The organism is Pseudoalteromonas sp. P1-25, from assembly GCF_001401805.1.
Taxonomy (GTDB): Bacteria; Pseudomonadota; Gammaproteobacteria; order Enterobacterales; family Alteromonadaceae; genus Pseudoalteromonas.
On record NZ_LKDW01000014.1, the window covers coordinates 49,522 to 61,886 of the forward strand.

Consider the following 12,365-nt stretch of genomic DNA (forward strand, 5'->3'; position numbering starts at 1 on the left):
CTAAATGTTTATTAAAGCCCATCAACTGATGGGCTTTTTTTATACCAATCCGCCTAATTAACTGATCGAATTTAAGGGTTGGGATTATAAAGCCCCTTTTAGCTCTTTTAGTAAATTTAGCAATTGTGCTTGTTGTTGCTTGGTAAATTTTTTAGCTAATTGCGCTTCCCAGTTTTGTGCATCATGCGCTATCAGCTTGTAAATTGCATTGCCTTGCTCATTTAACATAACCTGAGTTACTCGCTTATCTTGCTGATTTAATTCAGCTTCTATATACCCTCTTTGTAGCAATGATTTAATAGCTCGCGAAACCGTTGACTTGTCCATATTGGCTTGTGTACATAAATCTTTAGCACTACTTTTGCCATATTGCGCCAAGTTTGCCAACACCCGCCATTGAGGAATCGTTAAGTCGTATTTTTGCTGATAAACACGCGCAAAATCATCGCTTATGTGATTTGCCATTTGGTTTAACTGATAGGGCAAAAAGTGCTCTAAATCTATTTTCATTATTGCTTTCTCATCACATTTACACACCATGAAAACTGTGCATTTTAATTTACAGGCTAAAACATGCGCCCATTTGAAATTACTCTCACATGAGAGTACTTTAAACTAATTAGGGTCTGTTGACCTTTCAGGATTGAAATTTGTTCAATCTAGGGGCCATTTAATCGCGGCGCGAGGTTTGTAACCTAGTGGGCTAAGTAAAAACCGAGCAACAAAGAGTAAATGACCCCTAGGCAGAACCCTTCGGGCAGCGCCTGTTTGGCATTTATGCTACATTATCGCCTATTTATGGGGAACAACCACACTGCATAGGCTCTGCCTTGCCTAATTACCAAACAGACTGCTGCAAATTCAACCTCGAAAGATAAACGGCCCTAGAAAGATAAAACACTGTCACTTTTACAGGATCATATTATGGCCAGCGAAATAAACTACATGAGCGGTTTTGGCAATGAGTTTGAAACCGAAGCGCTTCCCGGCGCACTGCCTGTTGGGCAATTTACCCCACAAAAAGTTAAATATAATTTATACACCGAGCAATTTAGCAGCACGGCCTTTACGGCGCCGCGTGCCGCTAATCGTCGTACGTGGCTGTACCGCCTTCGTCCATCGGTGGTACAAGGTGACTATACTGCAATAGATAATGCACTAATCAGAACAGCACCTATAACTGAAGCAATTACGCCCCCTACGATGATGCGCTGGAGCCCGATTGATATTCCCTCAAAGCCTACTGATTTTATTGATGGGTTAATTACAATGGCTGCAAATGGCAATGCCAATGGTCAATCGGGTATTGGTATTCATGTTTATGTGGCTAATAATTCTATGCAAGGGCGCTACTTTTGTAATGCCGATGGTGAGATGTTGTTTGTGCCTCAGCATGGCGAGTTGCTATTACACACTGAGTGCGGAAAGCTGACTGTAAAACCGGGGGAAATTGCCGTCATTCCTCGCGGGATTAAATTCTCGGTTGATTTAATAGATGAAACTGCACGTGGTTACATTTGTGAAAACTATGGCCATGCGTTTGAGCTCGCCGAGCGCGGCCCCGTTGGTGCAAATGGCTACGCGAACGACAGAGACTTTAAATACCCCGTTGCGTCATTTGAAGACAAAGAAGGTGACTTTGAATTAGTGACTAAATTTAATGGTAATCTCTTTAGTTGCTCGGTCACTCATTCGCCTTTTGATGTGGTTGCATGGACTGGTAACAGCGCCCCGTACAAATACGATTTAGCCCGTTTTAATGTTATTAACACTGTAAGTTTTGATCACCCAGATCCTTCAATATTTACTGTACTTACCTCTCCCTCAGCCACTGAGGGCATGGCAAATGTGGATTTTGTAATTTTTCCACCACGTTGGATGGTAGCAGAGAATACGTTTAGGCCTCCTTATTATCATCGCAATATTATGAGTGAGTTTATGGGCTTAATAGAAGGGGTTTACGATGCAAAAGAGCACGGGTTTGTACCAGGAGGCGCTAGTTTGCATAATTGCATGTCGCCACATGGGCCTGAAGCCGAGGTATTCGAAAAAGCATCTAATGCTGAGCTCACACCACAAAAATACGAGAACACGCTGGCCTTTATGTTTGAGTCTCGTTACATAATATCGCCCACTAAATATGCCCTTGAAGGAAAAGAGCGCCAATCTAATTACACTCAATGTTGGCGTAGTATCACTAAACACTTTACAGGCGAGGAATAATGACAATGAAACTCTACAGCTACTTTCGCTCATCTGCTGCATACCGTGTTCGCATAGCACTTAATTTAAAAGGCATTGAACACGATATACAATTTGTTAATTTACTTAAATCTGAGCAGTTAGCTCAGCCTTACTTAGATAAAAACGTGCAAGGTTTATTACCCGCTATTGAAACAGAGGACGGTGTATTAGCGCAATCACTTGCTATATTAGAATGGTTAGATGAAAGTTATCCGCAAACGCCTCTGGTTTATGGGAATGCATGGCAAAAAGCGCAGATTCGTAACATAAGTTATGCCGTAGCGTGTGATATTCACCCTGTAAATAATTTACGTGTTTTAAAGTATTTATCAAATGAACTGAACGTTAATGACGAGGCGAAAAATAAATGGTACAGACATTGGGTTGAGGTCGGGTTTGAAAAAATTGAATCAATGCTAAGCGAAGACTGTGATTTTTGTGTAGGCGATAAACCATCACTGGCTGATATTTGTCTAGTGCCACAGGTATTTAATGCGTTGCGTTTTAATGTAGATATGGCTGCGTATCCAAAAATTGCAGCCATTTATGCACGCTGTAATGCACTGCCCGCTTTTAATGAAGCAGCGCCGCAAAATCAACGCGATGCAGTTTAACTTTTTAAAGCGCTGTGAATAACACTTACATGCTCTATTAAATCTAAGCCCAGATCGGTCAAATAGCCACCATCTGGGCTATCTATTACGCCTTTATCAAATAAGCGTTGCGCCGCACTTAATAAATTAGGCTCTGCGTCAGAATGTAACTTTATCCCCTGCATTTTGCTATCCCTAGGAAACTTAGCTAATAACGTAAATTCATCTATCATTATTTGATTAAATCGCATGTCTTCACCTTTTTATAGTTGTGTGTTTAAGTCAGTGTTGTATAACGCTATTACTTACCCTAGCATGTTTTTTAATCGTGTGTACTATTTTTAAACTATCAAAATTCGAGGTGGCTCATGCGCCATATTATGGTTTTATTTATTTTTACAATTGCGTTAACTCTTTCCCCTAGTAGCGATGCTAAAACAGTTAAAACACATTCTATTATTGACGCTAACGAGGTTATTAACGCTGGTAATATTTGTTGGTACGATAACAAACGTTATAGTGAAGGTGCGCTGATACAAGTACATTCTTTTACCTTAGTATGTGCGGCTAGTAACCCTCAGCATAATAACAGTAAGCTCATTTGGTTAAAATTAGATAAAAAAGGCAATCTTGTTTACCCCATAAAACCTAAAACCATTAGGGTCAATTAGCGCTATATGCGGATTTACGCTACAATGCGCACAGTTTAAATAAGTAGTATGGCTATGGATAATCAACCAAAGAATCCTCTTCACGGGGTAACATTAGAACAAATTTTAGTAGAGCTTGAACAACGTTTAGGTTTTAAAGCCATGGGCGAGCAAGTAAACATTAAATGTTTTACCGACTCGCCAAGCATTAAATCAAGCTTAAAATTTTTACGTAAAACCCCTTGGGCACGCGATAAAGTTGAAGCTCTCTACTTACATACGCTAAGTAACAAACCGCTGCGTAAACCCAAAAGCGCTCTGCGCTCTAAGCCTACTAGCTCAAGCAATAGCAGCGGTTTTGTTTGGCCAAGCATTAAAAAGTAATACACAAAAATGCACGTTAAATACGTGCATTTTGTATTTTATAATTCCTTACTAATTACATTTAATGAGGCAGGGTCAATTGTAATAGTAAGCGTATCAGCTGTTTTTATTTCACCATCTAATACATACTTGATTTCTTCATCTGCAGTAATCGTTACTTTTTTAGCGTTGGTATGATGCGAACTAATAGCTAATTGCGTTTGTGTAATACTACTAAACATCAACTCAGCAATACTAAGCACACTGGTTGTGTTTTCTTCGCTCGGTATCAGCCAATTTATGTCCAATAAACCATCTTCGTGATTAGGCTGTCCTCCCCCTTGCGCTAACAACGTGGTAAAAGGGGCTGCGTTAGCAACAATAAAGCTATTTGTGTGCACCTCTTGGGTTTGGTTATCATCAAGAGTTACATAGAGTGTTTGCGCTTTTTGCTCACTAAATGCCTGAAAAAAGCCGTTTAAGTAAGCAAGCTGACCCGATTTATTTTTTGAATCTCTGTCGGCTTTTTCAATCATCGATTGCTCATAACCAATTCCCGCTAACAACAGCATGAGCTCGTCATTACAGTAGGCGGTATCTATTGTATGAGTTTGCCCATCTATAATTAATTCGCAGGCCTGTTCAACAGGAATTATTTTAGAGCTAATACCCATAAGCACATGGGCTAAAGCATTGGCTGTACCCATTGGGATAATACCCAGCTTGCACTGAGTGTTTACCAACACACTAGCTACTTCTGTCACGGTTCCATCACCGCCACAGGCAATTATTATGTCTGGCTTATTTTTAATAGCTTGTTTAGCAAGTTCAATTCCATTTACTTCTTTAGAGGTAGTTAAAACGTTTAAATCATAATATTCCGACAGCCTAGCCACTATTAAGGGCTCTTTATCTTGCCACATTTTGGTGCCCGACACTGGGTTTGCTATTAATACCGCTTTGTTTTTTATAACAAGCTCCCCTTTTTTATGTCGTTTAGCCAAATGGCGAAGTTGGTGTTTATTAAGGTTTGCGGTTTCACGTGTCTCTTTAATTTGTGCAAGTATTTGATGTACATCTGCATTTTTATCTTGGCTCAACAAATATGCAGCCATCACAAATACTGAGCGCCCTCTTCCTAGTGCGCAATGAACGACCACTCGGCGGTCTTCTTTAATATGATGATGTATCCAGTTAATGGCTTGGTTTAATTGCGAATGAGTTGGCACACTATGATCAAGCACCGGGATATTTAAATAGCTAATATTTTCTTGGGTTGAGCTCCACTCCAAGCCATCAAACTCACACGTTACATCTAATATTGCTGTTATGCCGTTTTCTTTTAACGTATCAATATCAGAGGGAAACAATCGACATGCTAAAAATAAATGCTCGTTAATTTTTTGAATGGGAGGGACTTTATCGTGCTTGCGAGAATACGCATTGTAAATTTGGGCACCTAATAAAAAGGGCACAAAAGCCCAACGAATATAAAAAGGAATGATGCCATTTTCGCGCTTTCTAAAAATTTTTGCCAAATTAAAAATATAAGCGCCACTGACAAGTATTAACGACAAGGCACTCCAATAAAACACCACTGCAAAGTAAACCGAGTTAACCTCCCAGCCTATCCATATAAAAATTAACGCTAAAATTAAATAACTCGTTGCAGCCCACATATTTTCTCCTTTATTTTTACTGTTTTGGCAAATTTTTACAGCTGTTTATAAGTGTAGTTGCAATTTACAGGCCAACAAAAATTGTATTTAGAACTTGAAAATAAATATAACTGGTTGATATTAAACAGGTTAAAATCTTCAACTTTAAAGAAATTGGCCATATTAGCCGTTTTTTACACAGTTCTGGGTCATTTTTTCTCACTCGCCCTATGCGTTTGTTTTATGGCTAAAACTTGTCTCTTAGTTAAGAGCAGCTAAGATAAATAACAGTTCAACATTTTGCATCCAATCGCCCTTCTCACACGTTTATTGAGAGTGTGTTTATATTTTAGTTACATTTATATCTAGTCGATAAGTGTTTATCACGCGAGACTTAATATGTTTCTAGGTAAAAATTTAATTAATACAGCGCAATGCGCCTCAATAATAATAAAAATAACAGGAACCCTATGGAAAACGACAATCTACTTCCTCTTTTGTGTAAAACAGCACAAGGTAATAAAGCTGCGTTTGCCGATTTATACCGGCAAACAAGCGCTAAGTTATTTGCAATAAGTTTAAATATGCTCTCAAATCGAGCGCACGCTGAAGAGGTATTGCAAGAAGCATTTATAAAAATTTGGCATAACGCGTCAGAATACAACCCGACTAAAGGCACCGTAATAAGTTGGATGATAAGCATAGTACGGTACAGAAGCTTAGATGCGCTGCGCTATCATAAGGTCAGAAAAGAACAAGCCATAGGCGATGAGGAATATGATGAACAAGACTTAGACATTAACTACGATGATCAAACCGAACTTGTAAATTGCATTGAGCAACTCGACCCACAGCAAAAACAAGCCATTCACCTAGCGTATTACAAAGGCTTAAGCCATGGTGAGTTGGTCAATCATATAGAAACGCCTTTAGGCACAGTTAAAAGCTGGATAAGGCGTGGTTTGCAGCAATTGCAGAGGTGTTTAACATTATGAACTATAACAAACCAGAACTACTTGATGCTTTAGCAGGGCAATATGTGCTAGGTACTCTAAATGGCCTTGCACGAAAGCGTTTTCAACGCTTAATGCTCAGTTTACCGCAAGCCCGAGAAGCCACTATGATGTGGGAGCAAAATTTAAATGGCTTAGCCAGTGCAATTACACCACAAGCACCCGATGAGCATGTTTGGCAGCACATTTTAGATAAAATAGAAAGCAATGCTCAGCCTATTAAAACAGTTATAAAACCGGCGCCATCGGTATGGCGTACTTGGTCGTTTATAGCCACAGCGGCCTGTATTATTTTAGCATTTGTAGTTATTAAACCAGTAACACAACTGCAAGATAGCCAGCAGATTGCGCTTGTACAAAACCAAGATAAGCAATCACTGTGGATTATTAATGTGGACGAGCAAGCATTATCAATTAAAGCTAGTTCCAAATTGGTTGCGCAAACAGATAAAGACTACGAGCTGTGGATGATTTTACAAGGACAGGACACGCCTATTTCGCTTGGTTTATTACCTAAACAAGGTGAAAAGCTTTTAATAAAAGACGCTCGTTTTAATGCCCTAAATATTGCTCTACTTGCAGTAAGTTTAGAGCCGTTAGGTGGCTCGCCCAACGGCCTACCAACCCAAGTGTTATATACTACAGATTTAGTGGTTTTATAACTCAATAATCGCATTAGGTTGGCTTATCTATTTAGGCCAACCCACCCTACCTTTTTAACAAACTTAAAAATATTTTAACTTTTTTGCATCTAATGTGCTTTTTGCTTCGTTATTAGTTATGACTCCAATCAAAACTAAAGGAAAAAGTCATGAAAGCTTTAACTCCATCTATACTCGCAGTAGTAGTATGCAGTACCTTAGTAAGCACCTCTATCGAGGCATCAAGTCATCGTGAAGCGCCAAATATTAGCCGCTTTCCAACCTTAGACTCTACCGACTTTTACGTATTTAATAGTTATGAAGCAGGCAGAAACGATTACGTTACGTTTATTGCCAATTATATTCCATTACAAGATGCCTATGGCGGCCCTAACTACTTCGCTATGGACCCAGATGCAACCTACAGTATTCATATTGATAATGATGGTGATGCAGTAGAAGATATTACTTTTGCCTTTAATTTTACCAGTATGCTGCCAAACGATAACCAGGGTGTTCAGTTAACTGTTGGCCCAGAAGGTAATCAACGCACTGTATCTGTACCGCTTAAAAATGTTGGTGGCGTTGCAGCTGGTGATGATAGCGCTGCAAATTTTAGTGAGTCATATACACTAAGCATGATTAACGGCCCACAACGCACAGGTACCAGTACCACACTAAGCAATACAACCACCAGCTCAACCACGTTCAACAAACCGCTAGATTATGTAGGCGATAAAACATTTGGTTCAATGGCTGATTACCAAACTTATGCCGATCAGTTTGTTTACCAAGTGTCTGTACCGGGCTGTGACAATATGGCCAAAGTGTTTGTTGGTCAGCGCAAAGACCCATTTGTTGTTAACTTAGGTAAAACTTTTGATTTAGTTAACTATGTGCCTGTAGAAGGTGATAGTGCGCCAGGTGCGGGCGATGGTGGTGGTTTTCCTGGGGGAATTACACAATCGGCTGATAATGATGACCTTATTGATAAAAATGTGACATCAATTGCCATTGAAATGCCTAAAAGCTGTATTGTGGGTGATGGCAACGGCGTAATTGGCTCTTGGACAACAGCAAGCCTACCGCAAGCACGCATTTTAAACCCGAACGCTAAGTTTGCAGATAACGCAGTAAATGGCGGTGCATTAACACAGGTTTCACGCTTAGGTAACCCTTTAGTTAACGAGCTTGTTATTGGTATTAAAGACAAAGATACCTTCTCAACAGCTCACCCTAAAGATGATGCGCAATTTTTAGATTATGTTTCGCACCCCTCTTTACCTGAGCTTTTAAATATTTTATTTAAAGATGCAGTAAATACCACACTTGGCGCTAACTTAGAAACCCTCGCCCCCACTAATTTTCCGCGTACCGATTTAATCACCGCATTTTTAACCGGTTTTGCTGGAGTAAACCAACAAGCAACGGTAACGCCTTCAGAAATGTTACGCTTAAATACCGCAATTGCAGCCACAGCACAGGCTGATCAATCTGCATTTGGTGTTGCTGGTGATGATTTAGCGGGCTTTCCAAATGGCCGTCGCCCAGGTGATGATGTAGTAGATATTGCACTTCGCGTGGTAATGGGTCGTTTGTGTCACCCTATCCCAGTAAATGGTGAAGACACCGACTTAGGGCTGTGTACACCAGAAGATGCTGATGTAGGTACAGTGCCATTTACTGATGGTGCGCCTGTTGATGCAAGCATGATGGATGCCGCTTTCCCATACTTAGCCACCCCACTTGCAGGGTCTAAATAAGGAGTAACGTATGCGTAATTTAACTCTTACTCATATCGGTGTACTACTGGGCGCACTAACGCTTAGCGCATGTAGCAACGATGATGACAATAAGCAGCCTACACCGGTGGTAAATACAGCCCCCAGTGCAAGCGATGTAATGTTAACCACACAAACAGAAGTTGAAATTAACGACACGTTAGTAGCGAGTGATGCCGATGGCGACTCACTCACCTATGAACTCACAACAGAGCCTACACTGGGCAATGTAGTAGTTAATAGTGATGGCAGCTTTACCTATACACCCAATAAAGAAGCAACAGGCAGTGACAGCTTTATGTTTGGCGTATCTGATGGGGTAAACCAGCAAGTGACAGCTATGGTTGATATTACCATTGAGGCTTTGCAAGTAGATTTTGCACAATTTGCCAGTGATGCATTTAATCAAAGCCCTAACGATGAGCCACTATCGACCAACGGACGTGTTTTTACCAATACAGATACCGATGTAAGTACTATTTCATCAGGTAACTAACAGAGTAAATAATTTAAGCTGATGGCCATGGATGGCTTTTTTAAGAGGATAAAACGATGCGCGGTTATTATAAAAAAATGCTCTTTGTTTTTTGCGCTGCACTGTATGTAAGTAATGCTGATGCAGAGCCCATAATTCCAGAAGATAACGATATTATTGCAACCAGTAATTCATCAATTAGCGCTAAATTGACACTAGAGCAACTCAACACTTTGGTTTTAAACAGCCAATACATAGGGCAAACCGAGCGTTATCAAGGCGTGCTTAAAAACCGCTTAGCGGCACTTTATAAACAAGAACCCACAGCAAAAATAGGCTATTTATATGCAAGAGTGTTACAAAAAGAGCATCAATTTACACGCGCTATTAAAGTTGCAAATACTGTAATAGAAAAACACCCAAGCCATGTTAATACCCATCTTTTATTGGCAAATATGTTGATGACACAAGGTAAGTTTGAACAAGCCAAGCAACACTGTGTGTCTCTTATTGGTGCAGCAAGCGTTATCAGTGCAACAACCTGTGTGCTTGATATTCAAAGTCAGCAAGGTCAATTACAGCAAAGCTATCAATCATTACTTGATATTACTCAAAATAAAAACATAAGCTTAACAACCAAACAGGTACTTAGTGAGATGGCGTTTAGGCTTAACAAGCTCAATGAAGCGCTTGAGCACATTAACAGTATTGATTTAAGCAAAGCACCTGTGAGCCTCATTGTGTTATGGGCTGATATACAGCTAAGCCAAAACAACCCTGAGCAGGTACTTAATACCTTGAGTCAATTTAGTAATTTAAAGAGTCAACTTGAAGATGCTGTTTTACTTCGGCTCGCCATAGCTGAAAAACGCAGCACACATAAAGTTAGTGATCAGTGGCAAACACGTATGCAGCAACGAGTTAACTTACGAGAACAACGACAAGATACTTTTCATGCCAATGATTTAGCTAACTATTATATTCATGTACAAGTAGATAAAGCCAAGGCACAATATTGGGCAAATATAAATTGGCAGCAAGCAAAAATGAGCACAGATCAACACCTATTACACCAAGCTAATGCCATGGCTAGGGACACCTTATGAAAACATTAAGCTCTTTTTTAACCGCTTTACTTGTTACACTAATGTGCACTTTTAGTGCCCATGCACACCAACTAAGTACCAGTTACATCACTTTAGATAACGCGCAAAATCCACAGCAATATACCGGTACATGGCAAATAAATATTAACGATTTAGAACAAAGCGTTGCGCTTGATTTAAACCAAGACCAACAAATAAGCTGGGCCGAACTTAAGTCACAAAGCGAAGCCATTAATCGCTATGCAAAATCTAATTTTACTGTTTTACAAAACTTGCAAACTTGCCCGCTAACAATTGCTGATAACTACCAATTAGATAACCATTTTAATGAGGCTTATTTAGTTTTACCGCTGCTATTTAGTTGCGCCAATAATGCCGATATCACCCTTAACTACAGTGCTTTTTTTGAGTACGATGCTAATCACAAGGTGATTGTTAACGTAAACCAAGTATCGCGCGTATTTACCAAAGCTGAGCAACAACAGGCGTTTTCTACACAGCAAGCAAGTTACCTAAGTACATTTAACCAATATGTTTACCAAGGTGTATTACATATTTGGATTGGTGTTGACCATATTTTATTTTTAATTGCCTTACTTTTAACCTGTGTATTGTATCGCACTAACAAACAATGGCAGGCAATCGCCTCTAAAAAACAAATAATTAAGCACACAGCCTGGATTGTAACGGCATTTACCCTCGCCCATTCACTTACTTTAACAGCGACAGCACTTAATATGGTGTCGCCAAATAGCCGCTGGGTAGAGCTTGGTATTGCAATTTCAGTATTATTTGCAGCTTTAAATAACGTATGGCCAGTTATATTGCGCCTTGGCTGGCTAACGTTTGCATTTGGTTTATTACACGGTATGGGCTTTGCCAGTGTGCTTGGTGAGCTTGGGTTATCGAGTGATTATCAGCTATTGAGTATTTTAGCATTTAACTTAGGGGTTGAACTGGGACAATTGAGTATTTTGTGTCTAGCACTACCTCTATTACTTATCGTGCGAGATAAGCCTACCTACATAAAATGGGTAATGCCCGTAGGTTCGCTTGCAATAGCCGCAATGGCTTTAATGTGGTGTATAGAGCGAATTTAATGCTAAAAAGCGAGTACGATGACTCGCTTTTTTATTTTCCATTACTGGGCTTTATCGAACGGCAATAACAGGGTTTTCATTGCAGGCCTTAGTGCGATTAAAACCGTTTCTTCGGTGAGTTCAGGGTAGAGCATTTTACGTAGCAGTAACCCCGCCATCATCGAAAAAATGACGTTAATGCGGCTTTCAAGCTCTTGTTCATCCGTGTTTTTAAGCGCACTCCGCTCACTGGTGAGCAGTTGGCGCATTCGAGAGCGTGCTTGAGTGTCCATATCGCGCAAAAGCAAGGCCACTTTATTATTGCGACCTGCTTCCGCCATCATGTCTAAATCAATGACACAAGCACCGGTATCCATATGCCTTTGCACACCCATGTTTAAGCCATCTATAAGCGCTTGCAAAACATCACCAGGGTGATCTTCAAACTCCTGAAAGATAGAGAACATTTCTTCCATGTCTTTAGCAATAATACTTTCAATTATTGCCTCTTTGCTTTCAAAGTAGTTATATATATGCCCAGCGCTCATACCTGCAGTTCGGGAAATTTCGGCCATACCTGCGCCATGGTATCCCTTACGTCTAAAGCACTCTGCGGCAGCACTAAGCACCTGTTCGCGCCTGGCTTGGGCTAAGGCTGGGTCTACATGTCTTTTGGCCTTAGTGCTCATAACCTAACTCCAGTATTAAACGCATACATAATAGGTAAGAACATTGCAGATCTTAATTTAATAACACCTTTCA

At 40.1% G+C, this 12,365-nt stretch carries 14 protein-coding genes; 10 read left to right on the plus strand and 4 right to left on the minus strand.

All coding sequences use genetic code 11. The features are described 5' to 3' along the window. Positions 1-84: 84 nt before the first annotated feature. Positions 85-510, minus strand: a complete 426-nt coding sequence (locus AN393_RS10560) for a MarR family winged helix-turn-helix transcriptional regulator (RefSeq protein ID WP_055013798.1) — start codon at positions 508-510, stop codon at positions 85-87. A gap of 414 nt (positions 511-924) precedes the next feature. On the opposite strand from AN393_RS10560, the gene hmgA reads away from it, so the two are divergent. Together hmgA and maiA are read left to right on the plus strand one after the other, a co-directional pair. Continuing rightward, positions 925-2,223, plus strand: a complete 1,299-nt coding sequence (hmgA, locus tag AN393_RS10565) for a homogentisate 1,2-dioxygenase (protein WP_055013799.1) — start codon at positions 925-927, stop codon at positions 2,221-2,223. 5 nt (positions 2,224-2,228) lie between these two features. Beyond that, a complete protein-coding gene (gene maiA, locus AN393_RS10570; RefSeq protein ID WP_055018047.1) occupies positions 2,229-2,858 on the plus strand; it encodes a maleylacetoacetate isomerase in 630 nt (209 codons plus the stop codon). On the opposite strand, the gene AN393_RS10575 is transcribed toward maiA, so the two are convergent. Beyond that, positions 2,855-3,088, minus strand: coding sequence for a TIGR02647 family protein (locus AN393_RS10575; protein ID WP_055013801.1), 234 nt, complete (start codon positions 3,086-3,088; stop codon positions 2,855-2,857). The genes maiA and AN393_RS10575 overlap by 4 nt on opposite strands. A 117-nt stretch (positions 3,089-3,205) precedes the next feature. Here AN393_RS10575 and AN393_RS10580 point away from each other — a divergent pair, with 117 nt between their 5' ends. Both AN393_RS10580 and AN393_RS10585 read left to right on the plus strand, forming a co-directional pair. Continuing rightward, a complete protein-coding gene (locus tag AN393_RS10580; RefSeq protein ID WP_055018014.1) occupies positions 3,206-3,508 on the plus strand; it encodes a DUF1496 domain-containing protein in 303 nt (100 codons plus the stop codon). 54 nt (positions 3,509-3,562) lie between these two features. Continuing rightward, positions 3,563-3,871: a VF530 family DNA-binding protein gene (locus AN393_RS10585; RefSeq protein ID WP_055018015.1), complete on the plus strand. Its 309-nt coding sequence runs from the start codon at positions 3,563-3,565 to the stop codon at positions 3,869-3,871. Between the two features lie 38 nt (positions 3,872-3,909). Here the strand turns inward: AN393_RS10585 and AN393_RS10590 are convergent, their stop codons facing one another. Then, complete coding sequence (locus AN393_RS10590) at positions 3,910-5,529, minus strand: diacylglycerol kinase family protein (RefSeq protein WP_055018016.1); 1,620 nt, start codon at positions 5,527-5,529, stop codon at positions 3,910-3,912. Positions 5,530-5,978: 449 nt separating this feature from the next. On the opposite strand from AN393_RS10590, the gene AN393_RS10595 reads away from it, so the two are divergent. The 6 genes from AN393_RS10595 to AN393_RS10620 all read left to right on the plus strand — a co-directional run bounded on the left by AN393_RS10595 (position 5,979) and on the right by AN393_RS10620 (position 11,624). Next, positions 5,979-6,503: a sigma-70 family RNA polymerase sigma factor gene (locus tag AN393_RS10595; RefSeq protein WP_055018017.1), complete on the plus strand. Its 525-nt coding sequence runs from the start codon at positions 5,979-5,981 to the stop codon at positions 6,501-6,503. Further along, a complete protein-coding gene (locus tag AN393_RS10600) occupies positions 6,500-7,183 on the plus strand; it encodes an anti-sigma factor domain-containing protein (RefSeq protein WP_055013806.1) in 684 nt (227 codons plus the stop codon). Before AN393_RS10595 ends, AN393_RS10600 begins: the two co-directional genes overlap by 4 nt. Positions 7,184-7,332: 149 nt before the next feature. Beyond that, complete coding sequence (locus tag AN393_RS10605; RefSeq protein WP_055018018.1) at positions 7,333-8,925, plus strand: DUF4331 domain-containing protein; 1,593 nt, start codon at positions 7,333-7,335, stop codon at positions 8,923-8,925. A gap of 10 nt (positions 8,926-8,935) precedes the next feature. Beyond that, a complete protein-coding gene (locus AN393_RS10610; RefSeq protein WP_055013808.1) occupies positions 8,936-9,439 on the plus strand; it encodes an Ig-like domain-containing protein in 504 nt (167 codons plus the stop codon). Positions 9,440-9,495: 56 nt separating this feature from the next. Further along, complete coding sequence (locus tag AN393_RS10615; RefSeq protein ID WP_055018019.1) at positions 9,496-10,524, plus strand: lipopolysaccharide assembly protein LapB; 1,029 nt, start codon at positions 9,496-9,498, stop codon at positions 10,522-10,524. Continuing rightward, a complete protein-coding gene (locus AN393_RS10620) occupies positions 10,521-11,624 on the plus strand; it encodes a HupE/UreJ family protein (RefSeq protein ID WP_055018020.1) in 1,104 nt (367 codons plus the stop codon). The genes AN393_RS10615 and AN393_RS10620 overlap by 4 nt, the downstream gene beginning before the upstream one ends. A gap of 41 nt (positions 11,625-11,665) precedes the next feature. On the opposite strand, the gene AN393_RS10625 is transcribed toward AN393_RS10620, so the two are convergent. Next, entirely contained in the window at positions 11,666-12,292 is a 627-nt protein-coding gene (locus AN393_RS10625) for a TetR/AcrR family transcriptional regulator (RefSeq protein ID WP_055018021.1), read from the minus strand. Positions 12,293-12,365: the final 73 nt, after the last annotated feature.